Annotated in this window: 18 protein-coding genes; 14 read left to right on the top strand and 4 right to left on the bottom strand. The window is 67.5% G+C overall.

Going from position 1 to position 18,415, the window contains the following annotated elements; genetic code table 11:
* Nucleotides 1-251: 251 nt before the first annotated feature.
* Entirely contained in the window at nt 252-590 is a 339-nt protein-coding gene (locus tag G3N64_RS10940) for a GNAT family N-acetyltransferase (protein ID WP_205783928.1), read from the top strand.
* 52 nt (nt 591-642) lie between these two features.
* Here the strand turns inward: G3N64_RS10940 and G3N64_RS10935 are convergent, their stop codons facing one another.
* A complete protein-coding gene (locus tag G3N64_RS10935) occupies nt 643-861 on the bottom strand; it encodes a hypothetical protein (protein WP_205783995.1) in 219 nt (72 codons plus the stop codon).
* Between the two features lie 227 nt (nt 862-1,088).
* Between G3N64_RS10935 and G3N64_RS10930 the strand changes: the two genes are divergently transcribed.
* The gene (locus G3N64_RS10930; RefSeq protein ID WP_205783926.1) at nt 1,089-2,153 is read left to right on the top strand and encodes an asparaginase; all 1,065 of its coding nucleotides are present in this window, start codon (nt 1,089-1,091) and stop codon (nt 2,151-2,153) included.
* 95 nt (nt 2,154-2,248) lie between these two features.
* Here the strand turns inward: G3N64_RS10930 and G3N64_RS10925 are convergent, their stop codons facing one another.
* The gene (locus G3N64_RS10925) at nt 2,249-3,223 is read right to left on the bottom strand and encodes a LysR family transcriptional regulator (protein ID WP_205783924.1); all 975 of its coding nucleotides are present in this window, start codon (nt 3,221-3,223) and stop codon (nt 2,249-2,251) included.
* A 141-nt stretch (nt 3,224-3,364) separates the two neighbouring features.
* On the opposite strand from G3N64_RS10925, the gene G3N64_RS10920 reads away from it, so the two are divergent.
* Entirely contained in the window at nt 3,365-4,771 is a 1,407-nt protein-coding gene (locus tag G3N64_RS10920) for an aspartate ammonia-lyase (protein ID WP_205783922.1), read from the top strand.
* Nucleotides 4,772-4,877: 106 nt separating this feature from the next.
* On the top strand, nt 4,878-6,389 hold the full coding sequence (locus G3N64_RS10915) for an amino acid permease (RefSeq protein ID WP_205783920.1): 1,512 nt from the start codon (nt 4,878-4,880) through the stop codon (nt 6,387-6,389).
* A 61-nt stretch (nt 6,390-6,450) separates the two neighbouring features.
* Here G3N64_RS10915 and G3N64_RS10910 read toward each other — a convergent pair whose 3' ends face one another.
* Entirely contained in the window at nt 6,451-7,134 is a 684-nt protein-coding gene (locus G3N64_RS10910; RefSeq protein WP_205783918.1) for a phospholipase, read from the bottom strand.
* A gap of 416 nt (nt 7,135-7,550) precedes the next feature.
* Here G3N64_RS10910 and G3N64_RS10905 point away from each other — a divergent pair, with 416 nt between their 5' ends.
* The 10 genes from G3N64_RS10905 (at nt 7,551) to G3N64_RS10860 (ending at nt 17,067) form a co-directional block, all read left to right on the top strand.
* Nucleotides 7,551-7,859 carry a DUF485 domain-containing protein gene (locus tag G3N64_RS10905; RefSeq protein ID WP_205783916.1) on the top strand — a complete coding sequence of 103 codons (309 nt, stop codon included), beginning with the start codon at nt 7,551-7,553 and terminating at the stop codon, nt 7,857-7,859.
* Nucleotides 7,856-9,586, top strand: a complete 1,731-nt coding sequence (locus tag G3N64_RS10900) for a cation acetate symporter (protein WP_205783914.1) — start codon at nt 7,856-7,858, stop codon at nt 9,584-9,586. Before G3N64_RS10905 ends, G3N64_RS10900 begins: the two co-directional genes overlap by 4 nt.
* A 462-nt stretch (nt 9,587-10,048) precedes the next feature.
* Nucleotides 10,049-12,433 carry an MCP four helix bundle domain-containing protein gene (locus tag G3N64_RS10895; RefSeq protein ID WP_205783912.1) on the top strand — a complete coding sequence of 795 codons (2,385 nt, stop codon included), beginning with the start codon at nt 10,049-10,051 and terminating at the stop codon, nt 12,431-12,433.
* A 22-nt stretch (nt 12,434-12,455) separates the two neighbouring features.
* On the top strand, nt 12,456-13,184 hold the full coding sequence (locus G3N64_RS10890; protein WP_205783994.1) for a methyl-accepting chemotaxis protein: 729 nt from the start codon (nt 12,456-12,458) through the stop codon (nt 13,182-13,184).
* Nucleotides 13,181-13,762: a hypothetical protein gene (locus G3N64_RS10885; protein ID WP_205783903.1), complete on the top strand. Its 582-nt coding sequence runs from the start codon at nt 13,181-13,183 to the stop codon at nt 13,760-13,762. Before G3N64_RS10890 ends, G3N64_RS10885 begins: the two co-directional genes overlap by 4 nt.
* Nucleotides 13,763-13,804: 42 nt before the next feature.
* On the top strand, nt 13,805-14,764 hold the full coding sequence (locus G3N64_RS10880) for a chemotaxis protein CheX (protein WP_205783901.1): 960 nt from the start codon (nt 13,805-13,807) through the stop codon (nt 14,762-14,764).
* A gap of 40 nt (nt 14,765-14,804) precedes the next feature.
* Entirely contained in the window at nt 14,805-15,170 is a 366-nt protein-coding gene (locus G3N64_RS10875; protein WP_205783900.1) for a response regulator, read from the top strand.
* 94 nt (nt 15,171-15,264) lie between these two features.
* Nucleotides 15,265-15,555 carry a hypothetical protein gene (locus G3N64_RS10870; RefSeq protein WP_241020883.1) on the top strand — a complete coding sequence of 97 codons (291 nt, stop codon included), beginning with the start codon at nt 15,265-15,267 and terminating at the stop codon, nt 15,553-15,555.
* A gap of 175 nt (nt 15,556-15,730) precedes the next feature.
* Entirely contained in the window at nt 15,731-16,186 is a 456-nt protein-coding gene (locus tag G3N64_RS10865) for a DUF3592 domain-containing protein (protein ID WP_205783888.1), read from the top strand.
* Between the two features lie 86 nt (nt 16,187-16,272).
* Nucleotides 16,273-17,067, top strand: coding sequence for an enoyl-CoA hydratase (locus tag G3N64_RS10860; RefSeq protein WP_205783886.1), 795 nt, complete (start codon nt 16,273-16,275; stop codon nt 17,065-17,067).
* Between the two features lie 150 nt (nt 17,068-17,217).
* Here G3N64_RS10860 and alr read toward each other — a convergent pair whose 3' ends face one another.
* On the bottom strand, nt 17,218-18,339 hold the full coding sequence (alr, locus tag G3N64_RS10855) for an alanine racemase (RefSeq protein ID WP_205783878.1): 1,122 nt from the start codon (nt 18,337-18,339) through the stop codon (nt 17,218-17,220).
* Nucleotides 18,340-18,415: the final 76 nt, after the last annotated feature.

The raw sequence follows: 18,415 nt of genomic DNA, 5'->3' as shown, positions 1-18,415 counted from the left end.
CGGGAAATGCGAGGCGGTGCGCGTGGTGCGCGCGCGGCCCGCGAGGGGCGCGGTTTCGCGAGAATACGCGCGCCGCGCCGCGGATGTGGACTCAATGAAATGTGTCGTCTGGCACTACTGCGCGCCGACGTGGCAAGACGATACTCAACTCGTCGCACCCGGACGATCCGGATAACTCCCCGGTACGCGGGCAAAGGAGGGCGTGCGCGTATCGCGTTCGCCTGCAGTGTGATGCAGAGGAGAGGGACGCCATGCACGTCGTCGTGTTCAGGGATCGCTGCGAGCGCGTGATCCGCATCGTGTTCGACGACGCACGTGCGACGGCGGTCGCGTATCGCGACGACGAGGCGATCGGCGAACTCGGCATCGACGACGGTGGAGGTGCGGTGCGATTGCCGTCGCTCACGCGGCTGTACGTCGAACCCGCGTATCGGCGCAGCGGCATCGCGCACACGCTGCTGGCGTGCGTGTCGCGCGAATTCGGGCGGCCGATCCGCATCGACACCGGTGCGCGCGACTGGCCCGATACGCCGGCATGGGCGACGCTGTGCCGCTGCCTCGAATACGAAGGGCTGGTTGTCGTTCGCTAGCCCGCGCTGCCGTCACTGCGGCAACCGAAAGCGTGGCCACGATCGCACGCCCTCAAGACGGAGACGACACCGGGCACGGGCCGCCCGTGCGAATGTTGTTGCCCTTCGCGTCGGTCACGAGGTCACCCTCGCAACGGTTCTGCTCGACGCGCACCTCGGCGGTGTGGGTCTGCCCGTAGCGGTAGTCGCGCATGTTCAGCCCGAAGAACCGCCCGCGATCGGCCTGGTTCGCGTCGCGACCCATCGCGTTCAGGCGCGCGTGGACGGGCATATCGAGAGGCAGCAGACGTTTCGGTGAGCGGGTGCGTCCTCTCGATGCCGGCCGGGCAGCCCGTCACATCGGAAAACGTCAATGTAAATGCGTATTATTTGCCTTTGCGTCGCGTGCAACACCGCTTTCCATCGCCCGGCAGGCGCGCGGCGGCAGCGACTCGATACACTGCCGTACCGGATGGACGGGCCCCGGCAAGCAGGCTCGGAGCAAGGAGACAACACACGATGGACACCCAACCCGCAGCAGTCGTCACATACCGCGGCGATGCGATCGAGAACACCCACGTCGCCCATGTGGCGGTGGTCGACGCACGCGGCAGGCTGCTGGCCCGGCTCGGCGATCCGTTCCGGATGACGCTCGCGCGGTCGGCGGCCAAGCCGGCCCAGACGCTGTCGGTGATCGAGACGGGCGCGCCCGAACGCTTCGGCTTCGACGACGCGGACATCGCACTGATGTGCGCGTCGCACAGCAGCGAGGACCGGCATATCGAACGCACGCGCGCGATGCTCGCAAAGATCGCCGCGCACGAATCGGACTTGCGTTGCGGCGGCCATCCGCCGTTGTCGGACGCGGTGTACCGGTCGTGGATCAAGCGCGACTACACGCCGACCGGCGTCTGCAGCAACTGTTCGGGCAAGCATGTCGGGATGCTGGCCGGCGCGCGGGCGATCGGCGCCGCGTTGGCCGATTACCATCTGCCCGACCATCCGATGCAGGTGCGCGTGAAGCACGTGGTGGCCGATGCGTGCGGGTTGCGCGACGACGAAGTGGGCTGGGCGATCGACGGCTGCAACCTGCCGACGCCGGCGTTTTCGCTGGATCGGCTGGCGCGTCTCTACGCGTCGCTGGCCGACGGTGCGGATACGGTGGAGGCGGGCGGTGGTGCGATCAGCGATCGCGTTCGCGCGCTGGCGCGCATTCATCGTGCGATGACCGCGTATCCGGAGCTGGTTGCCGGCGACGGGCGCTATTGCACGGTGCTGATGAACACGTTCGATGGGCAGGTGGTCGGCAAGCTCGGCGCCGACGCGTGTTACGGGATCGGCGTGCGTGCGTCCGATCGCACGCGGCAGCTTGGCGCCGACGGCGCGCTCGGCATCTCGGTGAAGATCGAGGACGGCAATCTCGACGTGCTCTACATGGTCGTCAGCGAACTCCTCGAGCGGCTGCAGATCGGCACGGCCGCGCAGTGCGCGCAACTGGCCGGCTTCCATCGGCCGCGGATGCTCAACACGCAGGGCGTCGAGATCGGGCACGCCACGTTCCCGTTCGAATTGCAGCCGGCCTGAATGGTGCGGCTCTGCCGCCGGCCCGCGGCCCGGGCCGTGCGCAGCGGCGTGCGGATGCCTGCCGAGCGGCGCGGGCGTGAAGGCGGGCGTGGGCGCTACGCGCTCGCGCCGCGAATCTTCGCCAGCTCCAGCGCCGACAACTCGCCGATATGCGCGAGGTGTTCCGCGAGAAAGTCCTTCAGCACGCGCAGCTTCGCCGAGCTGCGCCGGTTCGCCAGATACGCGATGTAGATGTATTCGCCCGTCAACCGGTTCTGCAGCCGGTAGTGCGGCAGCACGGCTTCGAGCCGGCCGCTTGCGAGCAGGTCGCGCACCAGCCAGATCTCGAACTCCGCGATGCCGAGCCCCGCGCAGGTCGCTTCGAGCAGCAGCTCCGAATGGTCGGTGACGAGGTTGCCGGCCGGCAGCAGGCTGTGATGCGCGTCGCCGTTCACGAGATCCCAGCGCGGATCGCCTTCGGGGTGCACGTAGCGCAGGCAGTTGTGTTGCTTGAGGTCGTCCGGCGTGGACGGGCGCCCGCAGCGGTCGAGATAGCCGGGCGTCGCGCACAGGACGCTGTCGTTGCGCGACAGGCGGTGGACCACGAGGTTGTCCAGGTAGTTCTCGCCTTCGTGAATGTCGAGATCGAAGCCGCCGGCTACGAGGTCGTTGTGGTTGTCGGTGAGCCGCACGTCGAGCTGGATCGTCGGGTAGCGTGCGAGAAACGGCGCGACCAGCGGCGCGAGATGGCGGCGGCCGAAGGCAACCGGCGCGGTGAGCTTCAGCGGGCCGCTCGGCTGCGCATTCAGTTCGGCGACGACGCGCAGCGTGTCGTCGAGATCGGCGATCAGCGTGACGGCGCGCTCCAGGTAGATATGGCCGGCTTCGGTGAGCGTCACACTGTGCGTCGAGCGGTGCAGCAGCGCGACGCCGAGTGCCTCCTCGATCGCCGTGACCTTGCGCGCGACGGTCGACGTCGACACGTGCATCTCCTTCGCGACCGCCGAAAAACTCCCCGTTTCGACCACTCTCACGAACGCGCGCATCGCGCCCAGGTGATCGATGCCGGTTTCCCTCGCACCTTTTTTCACTCGATTCTCGCTGTTGCATCCTACGCAAAACTGCTTTCGATAATACAGAAGTGAGCTTGTTTTTGCAAAGGCATAGAATGCGAACCCGTTGCGTCGGGAAGCGGCGGACGACGAGCGGCACGAGACACCCAGGAGGAGACGATGACAGAAAACGGCTTCCGCGTCGAAGCGGATCTTTTAGGTAAGCGAAGTATTCCGAATGAGGCCTATTACGGCGTCCATACGCTGCGCGCGAAAGAGAATTTCGACATTTCGGGCCGCACCATTGCGTCGCTGCCGTACCTCGTGATGGCGCTCGCCTCCGTGAAGGAAGCCGCGGCCGACGCGAACTGCGAGCTCGGGCTGCTGCCGCGGCCGTACCGCGATGCGATCGCTGCCGCGTGCGTCGAGATCCGCGAAGGGCGCCTGCACGACCAGTTCGTCGTCGACATCATCCAGGGCGGGGCCGGCACGTCGACCAACATGAATGCGAACGAGGTGATCTGCAACCGCGCGCTCGAGATCATGGGGCACGCGCGCGGGCAGTACGAATACCTGCATCCGAACGAGCACGTCAATCTCGCGCAGAGCACCAACGACGTCTATCCGACCGCGATCCGGGTCGCGACCTGCTTCGCGGTCGAGCACCTGCTCGAAGCGATGGCGCGCCTGCGCGATGCGTTCGCAGAGCGGGCCGACGCGTTCGCCGGCTTGCTGAAGCTCGGCCGCACGCAGTTGCAGGACGCGGTGCCGATGACGCTCGGCCAGGAATTCTCGACCTACGCGGTGATGCTGACGGAAGACATCGCGCGCCTGCAGGAAGCCGGCTGGCTGATTCGCGAGATCAACCTCGGCGCGACCGCGATCGGCACGGGGATCACCGCGCATCCGCAATACGCGGAGAAGGCGCTCGCGGCACTGCGGCGCATCACCGGGCTCGACCTGAGCACCGCGCCGAACCTGATCGAAGCGACGCAGGATTGCGGCGCGTTCGTGCAGGTGTCGGGCGTGCTCAAGCGGATCGCCGTGAAGCTGTCGAAGATCTGCAACGACCTGCGGCTGCTGTCGAGCGGCCCGCGCGCGGGGTTCGGCGAGATCAACCTGCCGCCCGTGCAGGCCGGCTCGTCGATCATGCCCGGCAAGGTGAATCCGGTGATCCCGGAAGTCGTCAACCAGGTCGCGTTCGAGGTGTTCGGCAACGACCTGACCGTGACCTTCGCGGCCGAGGCCGGGCAGCTTCAGCTCAACGCGTTCGAGCCGGTGATCGCCAGCGCGCTGTTCCGCAGCTTCAGCCACCTGACGGCCGCCTGCACGACGCTCGCGCAGCGTTGCGTGAGCGGGATCACCGCGAATCCCGAACGGCTGCGCGAAACGATGGAGCGCTCGGTTGCGCTCGCGACCGCGCTGAACCCGTACATCGGCTACAAGCGCGCGACCGCCGTGGCGGCCGAAGCGCACGCGACCGGCAAGTCGATCCGCGAGGTCGTGCTGGAGCGCGCGTGGATGACCGACGCGCAGGTCGACGAGGCGCTGCAGCCCGAAGCGCTGATCCGGCCGCGCGTGCTTTGACGCCGGCTGCGGGGTGCCGGTGCGTAACGCCGGCGGCCCGCGCGAGGTCATTCCAGAAGCGCCCCCGCGCGGGGCGCGACACATCAAGAAACAACGGAGACAAACCATGAAACACAGCAGCGAGCGCCCGGCCGATCCGGCCGGCGGCGCGGATTCCCGTCATGCCGACCCCGATGCGATGTTCGCGTCGCACGAAGCCGGCTATGCGAAGCAGTTGAAGCCGCGGCACGTGCAGATGATCGCGATGGGCGGCGCGATCGGCACCGGCCTCTTTCTCGGTGCGGGCGGGCGCCTGCAGCACGCGGGTCCCGCGCTCGCGCTCGTGTATCTCGTCTGCGGCGTGTTCGCGTTCCTGATCATGCGCGCGCTCGGCGAGCTCGTGATGCACCGGCCGACCAGCGGCAGCTTCGTGTCGTACGCGCGGGAGTTCATGGGCGAGCGCGCATCGTTCGTCGCGGGCTGGATGTACTACCTGAACTGGGCGACGACCGGCATCGTCGACATCACCGCAGTCGCGATCTACATGAAGTACTGGGCCGTGTTCACGGACGTGCCGCAGTGGGTGTTCGCGCTCGGTGCGCTCGGGATCGTGTCGGTGATGAACATGATCGGCGTGAAGGTGTTCGGCGAGATGGAGTTCTGGTTCTCGCTCGTCAAGGTGGGGACGCTCGCGGTGTTCCTCGCGGTCGGCGCCGTGTTTCTCGCGAGCGGCCATCCGGTCGCCGGCCAGATGCCGGGGCTTCACCTGGTCGCGGATCACGGCGGGATCTTTCCGCACGGCATCCTGCCGGCCGTGCTGATCGTGCAGGGCGTCGTGTTCGCGTATGCGAGCATCGAGCTCGTCGGCGTCGCGGCGGGCGAGACCGCCGATGCGCGCAAGGTCTTGCCGAAGGCCATCAACAGCGTGATGTGGCGCATTGCGCTGTTCTACGTCGGCTCGGTCGTGCTGTTGACGATGCTGCTGCCGTGGACGGCGTACAGCGCGCACGAAAGCCCGTTCGTGACGTTCTTCAGCAAGCTCGGCGTGCCGTACGTCGGCACCGTGATGAACGTCGTGGTGCTGACCGCCGCGTTGTCGAGCCTGAACTCCGGCCTCTATTCGACCGGGCGCGTGCTGCGTTCGCTCGCGATGGGCGGATCGGCGCCGCGCTTCGTGTCGCGGATGAACGCGCGCGGCGTGCCGTACGGCGGGATCCTGATCACGGTCGCGATCAACGCGATCGGCGTGCCGCTGAACTACATCGTGCCGGCCCAGGCGTTCGAGATCGTGCTGAACATGGCGTCGCTCGGGATCATCACGACGTGGGGTTTCATCGTCATGTGCCAGATTCTGTTCCGCCGCGCGGTCGATCGCGGCGAGCTGAAGGCCGTGTCGTTCCGGATGCCCGGCGCGCCGTTCACGTCGTGGCTCACGCTGGCCTTCCTCGTCAGCGTGCTGGTGCTGATGGCATTCGACTATCCGGGCGGCACGTGGACCATCGCGACGATTCCGGTCGTCGTGCTCGCACTGGTGGTCGGCTGGAAGCTGGCGAAGCGCGGTGCCGCGCGAGAGCAGGCGGCGGATGCGCGTGCGTCCGCGGCCACGCGCGCGGTCGCCGATTCAGTGCGGGGTGCCTGAAGACGGGGCGCGCCGGGTGCGCCGGGTCGTTCGCGGCCAGCGCCCCGGCGCCTCGTAACCGTCAGTTCAACCCGGCGCGTTCGCCGACCCATCGGCTGAAATCGCCGGCCATCTCCGCGGTCAGTTCGTGGCCGGCCGCGTACAGCCGCGTATCGTGCGCGACGCCGAGCGCCGTGAGTTTCGCGTCGGCGGTGTCGGCCCACGCGACGGGCAGCTTGTCGTCGAAGCGGCCGTGCACGATCAGCGCATGGAGCGGGCGAAGGGCGTCGCGCGGCGCGATCAGCGGATCGATTTCGGGCAGGATGCGCCCGCACAGCACCGCGAATGCGGCAACATCGTCCGGCGACGTGAGGCCGACGCTCGCGCTCATGATGCCGCCCTGGCTGAAGCCGGCGATCACGGTCGGCAATGCGGCGCCCGCGTCGTCCCGGGCACGGAATGCGCGAAGCAGCGTGATCAGCTGGGTGCGGCTTGCGTCCGCGCGGGCCGCGTCGATTTCGGGGCCGTTCGGGCCGAAGCGCACCGGAAACCATGCGTGCTGGTTGGGCCCGAACGTGAGCGGACCGCGCAGGAACGCGATCTCGATGCGCGGATCGATGACGTCGGCCAGGTTCAGCAGGTTGGTTTCGTTGCCGCCGACGCCATGCAGCAGCAACAGGCGGGCAACGGCGCGGCCGGTGGCCGGGCGGAGCCGGTACGGGAGGCCCGACTCGGGATCGGTGGTCAGCGGCAGGACGTCGGTCATTGCGTGGGTCCGGAAAGAGGAGCGATGCGACAGTCTAGAGCGTGCGGCCGGCGAGGTGAACCGCCGGCGTGCGATTGATTGTTTCCTGGCAGGAGTGAATTGGACGCCGCGTGCCTGTACGCGTGCGCCAGCGGTGCTGTCGCAGTGCCGGGGCGTGCCGCCTTATACCGGACCACGACCATGTACGCGCCTGCGAAGGGTGCCGACGCGGAAACGGTATCGCCGTTGCGACGCGCCCCGCGCACGGTCGCGAATACGAAGCCCGTGTCTCGCGTGAGACAGCGGTACACCGCAGTGTGCCGCTAGGGAAAACCATAGTGCCCGTGACACCGCCCACGCCAGATCGAGTAAGCACGCAGTCAGCTTCGCTGTTCAGAATCGCCACACTCATTCAAAAGCAAACCAGGAGACAGGCGATGCATGATGGGTTGGTGAAAAAAATCGAAGCGCATCCGAAGTATGCGCAGCTCAAGCGACGGCGCAATACGCTCGGTGTCTGCCTGACCGTGCTGATGCTGATCGTGTACTACGGCTACATCGCACTGATCGCATTCGACAAGTCGTTTCTCGCGAAGCCCGTGAGCACCGGCGTGACGAGTGTCGGCGTACCGGTCGGCATGGCGGTGATCGTGTTCACCGTCGTCATCACCGGCCTCTACGTGCGCCGCGCGAACAACGAATACGATCAACTGACGCAGGACATCCTGCAGGACGTCGCCCAATGAAGAAGACACTTTCGACGATGCTGGTCGCGCTGCTGGCCGCGGGCGCGTGCGGCGTGGCCGTCGCGGGCGGCGGCGATGTCGGGCAGACCGCCAGGCAGGCGACCAACACCACGGCCATCGTGCTGTTCGCGCTGTTCGTGGCAGGAACGCTGTGGATCACCAAATGGGCGGCGTCCCGCACGCGTTCCGCGGCGGATTTCTATACGGCCGGCGGCGGCATTACCGGGTTCCAGAACGGCCTGGCGATCTCGGGCGACTACATGTCGGCGGCATCCTTCCTCGGCATTTCCGCCGCGGTGATGACGTCGGGTTACGACGGCCTGATCTATTCGATCGGCTTTCTGGTCGGCTGGCCGGTCATCACGTTCCTGATGGCCGAGCGGCTGCGCAACCTCGGCAAGTTCACCTTCGCCGACGTCGCGGGCTACCGCTTCGAGCAGGGGCCGATCCGCAGTTTCGCCGCGGTCGGCACGCTGGTGGTGGTGGCGTTCTACCTGATCGCGCAGATGGTCGGCGCGGGGCAGCTCATCAAGCTGCTGTTCGGTCTCGACTACTGGGTGGCCGTCGTCATCGTCGGCGCGCTGATGATGGTCTACGTGCTGTTCGGTGGCATGACCGCCACCACCTGGGTGCAGATCATCAAGGCGTGCATGTTGCTCGCGGGCGTGACGTTCATGGCGATCATGGTGCTCGCGCAGTACGGCTTCAGCCCCGAGGCGCTGTTCGCCCGGGCCGTGGAGGTCAAGACCGCGATTGCCGCGAATGCCGGCAAGGCGCCGGACGACGCGACGCGTATCGGGCTGTCGGTGATGTCGCCGGGCGGGTTCATCAAGGATCCGATCTCGGCCATCTCGTTCGGCATGGCGCTGATGTTCGGCACCGCCGGCCTGCCGCACATCCTGATGCGCTTCTTCACGGTGCCGGATGCGAAGGAAGCGCGTAAATCGGTGTTCTGGGCGACCACCTGGATCGGCTACTTCTACGTGCTGATCTTCATCATCGGCTTTGGTGCGATCACGCTGGTGCTGACCAATCCGGAACTGGCCGACGTGGCCAAGGGCGTGATCAAGGGCGGCGCGGGTACGGCCAACATGGCCGCAGTGCTGGTGGCCAAGACGGTGGGCGGCGACGTGTTCTACGGCTTCATCTCGGCCGTGGCCTTCGCGACGATTCTGGCGGTGGTCGCCGGGCTCACGCTGTCCGGCGCGTCCGCGGTGTCGCACGACCTCTACGCCACCGTCTTCAAGAACGGCAACGCGAACAGTGCCGACGAGCTGAAGGTGTCGCGCATCACGACGCTGGTGCTCGGCGTGATCGCCGTGCTGCTGGGCATCGCGTTCGAGAAGCAGAACGTCGCGTTCATGGTGTCGCTGGCGTTTGCGGTGGCGGCGTCGGCCAATTTCCCGGTGCTGTTCCTGTCGATGATGTGGAAGGGGGGCACCACGCGCGGCGCCGTTATCGGCGGGTTCCTGGGGCTGGTCTCGTCGGTGGGGCTGACCATCGTGTCGCCGTCGGTGTGGGAAGCGACATTCGGTTATCCGAAGGGTTCGGCGTGGTTCCCGTACACGTCGCCCGCGTTGTTCTCGATGACGATCGGCTTCGTGAGCGTGTGGCTGTTCTCGGTACTCGACACGAGCCTGCGCGCGAAGACGGAGAAGGGCGCGTTCGCCGCACAGCAGGTGCGTTCGGAAACGGGGCTGGGGGCGACCCGCGCCAGCAGCCACTGACCGGCCGCCGGTCACGCGCCCGCCTCGGGGCGACGCATGCGATGCGCTGCAGCGTCGCTCGTCGGCCCCGGGGCGGGCGGTATCGTTTCCGCCGTCCGTCGAATCACTCGCCGGCAATAAAGAATCGCGCATTCGACCGGGTTCGCCGATAATTCGCAAACGTTTTACGAAAACCCGATTGCGGTTAATTCGCGGATCAAATAAATAAAAAAACAAATATCCGAATTCCGGATTTGCCGGTCGCGCAGGGGTGCCGTTCGAATCCTTGTGGCAGAAGGTTAACGGCAGATCCCGGCAATACTTTAGGCTTCTTTCTTTGCAATTATTCATTGCATTTTCATCAATGAATGATTGATTTCCGGTCATCGGAGCGTCATGCACCATCCCCGATAATTCGGCGCTCACATTCTTTCAATAGACCAAACGGCGATCGAAGCCGGATCGCTGCGGGGAGCTGTACTCATGACCATCCGTCATCGCATTACGCTGCTAGTCGTCCTGACGTTCTTCGCGCTGTCCGCGATCGGCATCTATGCCGTGTACCAGACGCGCAAGAGCGCGTCCGAGGTGCGCCAGGTTACCCAGGGAATCGTGCCGAGCGCGCTCGCGTCGGCGGATCTCGTCGCCGATGTGAAGAACATCCAGATCGCGACGATGACGCTCGTCTACGCGCCCGATGCGAATACCGCCGCGCAGGCGCGCGACGAACTGAAGGCGAAACAGGCCGCGCTGCGCGCCGCACTCGACGTGCAGGCGAAGTCGGCGGTCGGCCAGGCGCAGGTCGGGCTCGTCTCGCAGGCGAAGGACAGCGCCGCGAACTATTTCGCGGCGATCGACGACACCGTGAAGATGAAGGCCGACGGCAAGCCGGAGATGGCGCAGGCGTACCTGTTCGCGAACGTCGCGCAGTACCGCGACGAACTCGAAAGCATCGTCGGCACGCTGCGCGTCGAGAAGAACCGCCAGAAGGACGACGCGATCAGCGCGCTGAACGGGATGCTCTCGACGACGGCGACCGCGATCGCGGGCGTCGCCGGCACGGTGATCGTGCTGCTGACCGCGCTCGGCCTGCTGCTGTATCGGCAGATCACGCGCCCGCTGATCGGGATGCAGACGGCGATGAGCGAGATCGCGACGAGCCAGGATTTCACGCGCCGCGTGCCGGTGGGCCGGATGGACGAAATCGGCCATTCGATCGTCGCGTTCAACGGGATGATCGAGAAGATCCAGGAGAACGCCGCGCAGCTCAAGCAGAAGACGGCGGACATCCAGGCGATGCTGCAGAACATGCAGCAGGGGATCCTGACCGTCGTCGAAGGCGGTGTCGTGCATGCGGAGTATTCGGCGTACCTCGAAACCATCTTCGAGACGGACGACATCGCGGGACGCGACCTGATGGCGCTCGTGTTCGACGACTCGAACATCGGTTCCGACGCACGCTCGCAGGTCGAGGTGGCCGTGCATGCGTGCCTCGGCGAAGACAGCATGAACTTCGAGTTCAACGCGCACCTGCTCGTGAACGAAGTCGCGAAGCGGATGCCGGACGGCCGCGAGAAGTGGCTCGACCTGAGCTGGTCGGCGATCACCGACGAGACCGACACGGTCGTGCGCCTGATGCTGTGCGTGCGCGACGTGACCGAGATTCGCGAGCTGACCGCGCAGGCCGGCGAGCAGCAGCGCCGCCTCGAGATGATCGGCGAGATCCTGTCGATCAGCCAGGACAAGTTCCACGACTTCGTGCACAGCGCGAAGGGCTTCCTCAGCGAGAACGAGCGGATGATCCGCCAGCACGAGCGCGCCGATCACTCGATCGTCGCGGCGCTGTTCCGCAACATGCACACGATCAAGGGCAACGCGCGCACGTACAGCCTCCAGCACCTGACGAACATCGTCCACGAAGCGGAGCAGGCGTACGACTCGCTGCGCCGCGCGGACGGCGGCCCCGAGTGGAACCGCGATGCGCTGATGGACGACCTGGCCCGCGTGCGCGAGGCGGTCGAGCACTACGCAACGATCAACGCGGTCACGCTCGGCCGCAGCGGCGAAGCGGTGCCGGGCGGTGCCGACTTCCTGATGGTCGAGCGTGCGCACATCAGCGAGAGCCTGCGCGTGCTCGACGGCGCCGATCCGGCGAACGCGGCCGACTGGCACGCGGCGCGCGATGCCGTGCGCCGCATGCTGAGCCAGCTCGGTACGCAGGGCATTGGCGAGGCGCTCGGCGGCGTGATCGAGTCGCTGCCGTCGCTCGCGGCCGAACTCGGCAAGCCGGCGCCCGTCGTGCATATCGACAGCCATGGCCACCGTGTGCGCAGCGAAATCGCCGCGACGCTGAAGAACGTGTTCATGCACCTGCTGCGCAATTCGATCGACCACGGGATCGAATCGTCCGACGCGCGGCGCGCGGCCGGCAAGGCGGCGTCCGGCACGATCGACATTGCGGTCGGCGTGGGCGGCGGCGAGCTGTGGTTCGTGCTGAGCGACGACGGCCGTGGCCTCGCGCTCGACCGGATTCGCGGCATCGCGCGCGAGCGCGGCTGGATCGATGCCGGCCACGACGCGGCGCTGTCCGACGACGCGGTGGCCGAGCTGATCTTCCGGCCGGGCTTCTCGACCGCGAGCGCCGTGACCGAGGTGTCGGGGCGCGGCGTCGGCATGGACGCGGTGCGCAACTTCCTGAAGCGCGACGGCGGCGATATCGCGCTGCGCTTCACCGACGATCGCGTCGGCGCGCCGTATCGCGCGTTCGAGACGATCGTGTCGCTGCCGGCCCGCTTCGCTGTGGACAGTGCTGCCCAGGGCGTCGTGCACGAGCGTGCGCGTAGTGCGGATATCGGCGCGGCGGAGTGACGACGTGATCGGGCAGGCGTGGATGATCCAGATGGCCGCCGCACTGGCGGGCGGTGCGGTCGTCGCCATCGTGGCGGCGGTCGTGTTTCGCGTGACGCGCAGGCGGCTCGTCGCGGCGCTTGAACGCGACACGGTGAAGTTGCGCGGCGCGCTCGACGCAGCCGATGCGCGCGTTGCCGATGCGGCGTCGGCGCATGCGGAGGCAGCCGACGCCTGGGCGCAGCGCGAGGCGCAGCTCGAGGAGGCGCTGGCGCGCGAGACGTCCGCGGCCGGCACGCAGCGCGACGCGCTGCAGGCGCTGTCGGCCGATCGCGTGGCGCTGGCGCAGCACGCGCAGAAGATCGCCGACGAAGCCGCGCGCCTGCGCGGGCTCGCCGGCACCTTCGAGCGCTGGCACGAGCAGATGATCTCGCTGACCACGCAGAACCAGGACATGCGCACGAAGAACCAGGAACTGTCGGCGATCGTCGCGCACGTGTCGATCGTGTCGCTGAACGCGTCGATCGAGGCCGCGCGCGCCGGCACGGCCGGGCGCGGCTTCTCGATCGTCGCGAGCGAGGTGCGCGGGCTGGCCGCGCGCTCGCAGCAACTGTCGAACAGCTATCGCGACAGCCTGAACCGCAACGATCTCGTGACGGCCGCGACGTTCCAGGACATCCAGGCGGGCGGCAAGATGATCACGGCGGCGCTCGCGACCGTCGAGACGCTGGCCGGGCAGCTGCATGCGCGGATCGAAGGAGGCGCGGCGTGATCAGCGTGCAGGCGAAAGCCGGCTTCGAGCGGATCTTCTTCGATGCGGCGCGCACGCGGCTCGCGTCCGGCGGCGCGTGCGACATCCGGCCGGCCGCCAGCCCCGCGCACGACGGGCACGATCATGCGCAAGCGAAGTCGCGCGCGAAGCCGAAGGTGCCCGAGCATGTCGCGGTGCTGACGATCTCGGCGCTGCATTTCCGCCTGCTGCTCGCGCTGCGCTTTTGCGACGACGATGCGACGCGCCGCCATTTCGCCGGCGCGACGGCGGGCACGAGCAGCCAGCGGCCGCTGCCCGAGGCGTTCATGGAAGTCGCGAATCTGTGCTGCGGCGCGATCAACCAGGCGCTGACCGTGCCGTTTCCCGACCTGGGGATGTCGACGCCTTGCTTGCTGAGCGGATCGAGCATCGACTGCCTGCCTGCGCTGGCCCCCGATCACGTGGCCGCCTACGACCTGACGCTCGATGGCGACGTGCGGGTCGGTGCGACATTGTGCGTGTGCGCGAACGCGCCGGTCGATTTCCATGTGCCGGAAACGGCCGTGATGGAAACCGGCGGCGAGCTCGAACTGTTCTGACCGACCCCGATCGACCCCGACAGACCATTAGGAACCCTTGAGATGACCGCAGACAAACCCGTCAGCAAGGTGCTCGTGCTCGACGACAGCCGCGCGCATGCCGACGCGATCAAGCGTTTCTGCGACGAGCACAACCTGGTCGGCCTGACCGTGCGGCACAACCGGCTGCTGAAGGTGCTGCGCTCGAACATCGACCTCGGCGCGATCCTGCTGGCCGAGGACTACGGCGGCTCGCCGGCCGAGAGCGCGATCGTCGCGACGCAGATCGATGCGCTGCGCCCCGAGCTGCCGATCATCCTGCGCCGCGAATCGCTCGCATCGCGCGACGGGCTGCCGGAGGCGCTCGCGCGCGTTGCATGCGCGGCCTACGTCGCGGACGACATGACGCCGCTCGAGCGCGCGATCGACGAATACCTGTTCGGCCGCGATTATCCGAACGCGCTCGTGCGCGGCATCTCGGAGATCACCGAGGCGCGGATCGACAGCCTGTTCCCGGGCATGACGATCGAACACGAAACCCCGTGCATCGTGCGCGACCAGATCATCTTCGGCGAAGTGTTCAGCCTGATCGCGCTCGAAAGCGCGTGGTGCCGCGGCTACATGCTGCTGCAGACGAGCGAGCAGCCGCTGCTCGACATGCTCGGCGGCACGCGCGACGCCGGCCGCGCGCCGGATTTCCGCGACGTGAACAGCGTGCTCGGCGAACTCACCAACCTCGTGTGGGGCGCGTTCAAGAACCGCTATCTCGGCGACGCCGAGGCGCTGGCGCGCCATCCGGTGCAGGTGCCGCTCGTCGTCAATCACAAGCAGAAGTTCATCTCGTTCGGCGGCGATTGTCCGCAACTCTGCTTCAAGTACCGGATGACCGACCCGGCATCGGGGCGCGCCGTCTGCCTCGACCAGCGCTTCGTGTTCAGCCTCAGCTGGTCGCCGGAGGATTTCCGCGAATCGGTGCAGGACGTGGGGCCGATGGTCGAATCGGGCGAACTCGAACTGTTTTGAATATTGAAGTCAGCAACAAGGAAAGGAAGGGGAATACGACATGGCAAAGATTCTGGTGGTCGACGATTCGGGCACGGTGCGCGACGAGGTCGCGGGCTTCCTGCGCAATCACGGGCTCGACGTCGCGACGGCCGTCGACGGCAAGGACGGGCTCGCGAAGCTCAAGGCGACGCCCGGCGTGCGTCTCGTGATCAGCGACGTGAACATGCCGAACATGGACGGCCTGACGATGGTCGAGAAGATCCGCGGCGAACTCGCGAACTCGACGGTCAACATCGTGATGCTGACGACCGAAAGCAGCCCGGCGATGAAGGAGCGCGGCAAGGCCGCCGGCGTGAAGGGCTGGATCGTGAAGCCGTTCAAGGGCGACGCGGTGCTCGATGCGCTGAAGAAGCTCGCGGGTTGAGCGCGGCCCGCGGGCCGGGCGTCACGCGGGCGACGCGCCGGCGCTGGCCGCTGCGCTCGCGCTGCACGCGCCGTGGCTCGTGACGTGGGCGGCGATGGCGGCGTTCGGTACGGGTACCGCGCTGTCCGTGGCGCCGATGATCGCGACGGTGCTCGATCAGGTGCCGGCGGACGAGGCCGGCGTGGCATCGGGGTTTCTCAATGCGGCGCGGCAGGCCGGGAGCCTGCTCGGGGTCGCCATCGCCGGTGCGGCGACGATGTTGCTGCCGCAGCGGGCGTCGGCGCTCTGGGCCGTTGCCGCGGTCAGCGCGGCCGTTTATGCGAGCGCCGCTTGGGCGGCGTTGAAGGCGCGTGCCGATGCGACAGACGCGCGTTCGCGCGTTTGACATTCCGCTGCGGGTCGGACGCACCGGATCGGCTTCGTCGACCCGACGCACGGCAGCGGCCCGGTGTGTGTCGGCGCGCCGCGCAATTTACAGCCGGCCGGGATGCCCGTAATCTGCACGACGCCGAGCGCATTGTGCCCGGCAACCACGACAATCAGCAACGGGGCACCTTCCGATGGGCATCGACCAGGCATCCGGCCGCGACCGCACCGACGCGCGGCACCTCGCCATGCAGATCCCGAAAGGCATCGTTTTCGTCGTGCTGGGCACGTGCCTGCTGACCGGCGCGCTCGTCAACGTGCAGTGGACGCGCGAATTCCTGCGCACGTCGATCGTCGTGCCGGGCCGTGTCGTCAAGCTGAACGCCGGCCCGCATCATCCGGAGATCGCGTTCACGACGCGGGCGGGCGAGCATGTCGACTATCCGCAGGGCGGGGCGGTCAGCGTCGAGGACGGCGCGGCGGTCGAGGTGCGCTATGCGGCCGATGCGCCGTCGATGACCGCGCGGCTGAACACGTTTGGCGCGATCTGGGGCGACGCGCTGTTCCTGGCCGGGATGGGCAGCGTGTTTTTCCTGGGCGGTGCGGCGGAGTTGCGCTCGGGCCTGCGCGAGCGGCGCACGCGCGATTGAGCGCCGCTGCAACGCGGCTGGACGTCGCGGGCAATGTGGAGGACCATTTCACCGTCATCCTGCCGAACCCCGTCGAGCGGAACATCATGGAACCTGATCAAGAGACTGCCGAGCCGATCCTGTTGCGCGACGCGCACGACGGCGTCGTCACGCTGCGGCTGAACCGTCCGCAGCAGTTCAACGCGTTATCCGAGGCGATGCTCGCGAGCCTGCACGATGCGTTCGGTACGCTGGCCGCCGATCCGCACGTGCGCTGCGTCGTGCTGGCCGCCGAAGGCAAGGCGTTCTGCGCGGGCCACGACCTGCGGCAGATGCGCAGCAAGCCCGAGCTCGATTACTACCGCACGCTGTTCGCGCAGTGCAGCCGCGTGATGCTCGCGATGCGCGCGTTGCCGGTGCCGGTGATCGCGCGCGTGCACGGCATTGCGACGGCCGCCGGTTGCCAGCTCGTCGCCGCGTGCGATCTGGCGATCGCGGCCGATACCGCGCGCTTCGCGGTATCGGGCATCAATGTAGGGCTGTTCTGTTCGACGCCGGCCGTTGCGTTGAGCCGCAACGTCACGGCGAAACGCGCGTTCGACATGCTCGTGACCGGGCGCTTCGTCGATGCGGCGACGGCCGCCGCGTGGGGGCTCGTCAACGAGGCCGTGCCCGAGGATGCGCTCGACGCGGCCGTCGCACGCAAGGTTGCGGAGATCGTCGCGAAGAGCCCGGCCGCGGTGCGGGTCGGCAAGCAGATGTTCTATCGCCAGCGCGAGTTGCCGCTCGACGAAGCCTATGCGTATGCGGGCGACGTAATGGCGCGCAACATGATGGAAGAGGATGCGCGCGAAGGGATCGACGCGTTCCTCGAGAAACGCAAGCCGACGTGGCGTTCGTAATGCGTCGCTGGATCGTGCCGCCGATCGGAGCGGAAGGGTCGTAATCCACGCCGTTCCCGTACACCGGAACGCAAACGGGCCGCCCGAGGCGACCCGTAACCGAAGCAGCGCGTCAGGCGACGCAACCGTGCATCGCCGTATCGACGCCGGTCAGCGCCCGTGGCTCCCGGTGCGCAACGCCGGCTGTTCGCGCGACGCGCCGGGCGGCACGACCACGACCGGCACGCGGCGCGCGAGTGCGCACATCAGCTCGTAGCCGATCGTGCCGCTGGCTTCCGCCACGTCGTCCACCTTCACCTGGTCGCCCCACAGCTCGACACTCGACCCGATACCCGCGTTCGGGCACGGCGTCAGGTCGACGGTCAGCATGTCCATCGACACACGGCCGACGACGCGCGTCATCACGCCGTCCACCGCGATCGGCGTGCCGGTCGGCGCGTGGCGCGGATAGCCGTCCGCATAGCCGCACGCGACGACGCCGATCCGCATCGGCCGGTCGGCCGTGAAGCGGCGGCCGTAGCCGACGGTTTCTTCCGGCGAAAGCGTCTGCACGCCGATGATCCGGCTCGTCAACGTCATCGCGGCCATCAGCGGCGTGTCGGCGATATCCCGCGACGCACCCGTCGGCGACGCGCCATACAGGATCGTGCCGGGCCGCACCCAGTCGCGGTGCGCGCGCGGATGCCACAGCACGGCTGCCGAGTTCGACGTCGAGCGCTCGCCCGGAATTCCCGCCGTGGCCGCATCGAACTGGTCGAGCTGCCAGTCGACTTCGCCTTCGTCGGCGTTCGCGAAATGCATCATCAGCGTGATCTTGCCGATCGACGGCGCGCTGGCCGCGCGTTCCCATGCGGCACGGAAAGCGGCGGGGCGGTAGCCGAGCCGGTTCATCCCGGAGTTCATCTTGAGCTGGATGTCGATCGGCTGCTGCGGCTTTGCCGCGATCAGCAGGTCGAGCTGCTCGTCGCAGTGCACGGCCACCGTCAGCCGGTGACGATCGGCCAGCTCGACGTCGGCCGGCTCGAAGATCCCTTCGAGCAGCAGCACGGGCTTGTCCCAGCCGAGTTCGCGCACGCGCACGGCTTCGTCGAGATCGAGCAGCCCGATGCCGTCGGCGGCCGCGAGGCCCGGGTAGATCCGCTCGATGCCGTGGCCGTACGCGTTCGCCTTGACTACGGCCCACACGCGCGATTGCGCGGCGGTGCGGCGGATGAAGTCGAGATTGTGACGGACGGCGTCAGCGCGGATATGGGCGACGATGGGACGGGGCATGGCGATGTCTCGGGTCGGATGTCGTTCGGCGCGCGCGGCGGCGCGGATTCGGCAGCCTGGCGCGACAACGCGCCAG

Source organism: Burkholderia sp. Ac-20344, assembly GCF_017104975.1.
In the GTDB taxonomy this organism is placed as follows: domain Bacteria; phylum Pseudomonadota; class Gammaproteobacteria; order Burkholderiales; family Burkholderiaceae; genus Burkholderia.
This window is presented reverse-complemented; position numbering and strand designations above follow the sequence as displayed.

What these genes read in the sequence shown, in the direction of transcription:
- G3N64_RS10940 (WP_205783928.1), top strand. Translation starts at nt 252, where the DNA reads ATGCACGTCGTCGTGTTCAGGGATCGCTGCGAGCGCGTGATCCGCATC.
- G3N64_RS10935 (WP_205783995.1), bottom strand. Translation starts at nt 861, where the DNA reads ATGCCCGTCCACGCGCGCCTGAACGCGATGGGTCGCGACGCGAACCAG.
- G3N64_RS10930 (WP_205783926.1), top strand. Translation starts at nt 1,089, where the DNA reads ATGGACACCCAACCCGCAGCAGTCGTCACATACCGCGGCGATGCGATC.
- G3N64_RS10920 (WP_205783922.1), top strand. Translation starts at nt 3,365, where the DNA reads ATGACAGAAAACGGCTTCCGCGTCGAAGCGGATCTTTTAGGTAAGCGA.
- G3N64_RS10915 (WP_205783920.1), top strand. Translation starts at nt 4,878, where the DNA reads ATGAAACACAGCAGCGAGCGCCCGGCCGATCCGGCCGGCGGCGCGGAT.
- G3N64_RS10910 (WP_205783918.1), bottom strand. Translation starts at nt 7,134, where the DNA reads ATGACCGACGTCCTGCCGCTGACCACCGATCCCGAGTCGGGCCTCCCG.
- G3N64_RS10905 (WP_205783916.1), top strand. Translation starts at nt 7,551, where the DNA reads ATGCATGATGGGTTGGTGAAAAAAATCGAAGCGCATCCGAAGTATGCG.
- G3N64_RS10900 (WP_205783914.1), top strand. Translation starts at nt 7,856, where the DNA reads ATGAAGAAGACACTTTCGACGATGCTGGTCGCGCTGCTGGCCGCGGGC.
- G3N64_RS10895 (WP_205783912.1), top strand. Translation starts at nt 10,049, where the DNA reads ATGACCATCCGTCATCGCATTACGCTGCTAGTCGTCCTGACGTTCTTC.
- G3N64_RS10890 (WP_205783994.1), top strand. Translation starts at nt 12,456, where the DNA reads ATGATCCAGATGGCCGCCGCACTGGCGGGCGGTGCGGTCGTCGCCATC.
- G3N64_RS10880 (WP_205783901.1), top strand. Translation starts at nt 13,805, where the DNA reads ATGACCGCAGACAAACCCGTCAGCAAGGTGCTCGTGCTCGACGACAGC.
- G3N64_RS10875 (WP_205783900.1), top strand. Translation starts at nt 14,805, where the DNA reads ATGGCAAAGATTCTGGTGGTCGACGATTCGGGCACGGTGCGCGACGAG.
- G3N64_RS10870 (WP_241020883.1), top strand. Translation starts at nt 15,265, where the DNA reads ATGGCGGCGTTCGGTACGGGTACCGCGCTGTCCGTGGCGCCGATGATC.
- G3N64_RS10865 (WP_205783888.1), top strand. Translation starts at nt 15,731, where the DNA reads ATGGGCATCGACCAGGCATCCGGCCGCGACCGCACCGACGCGCGGCAC.
- G3N64_RS10860 (WP_205783886.1), top strand. Translation starts at nt 16,273, where the DNA reads ATGGAACCTGATCAAGAGACTGCCGAGCCGATCCTGTTGCGCGACGCG.
- alr (WP_205783878.1), bottom strand. Translation starts at nt 18,339, where the DNA reads ATGCCCCGTCCCATCGTCGCCCATATCCGCGCTGACGCCGTCCGTCAC.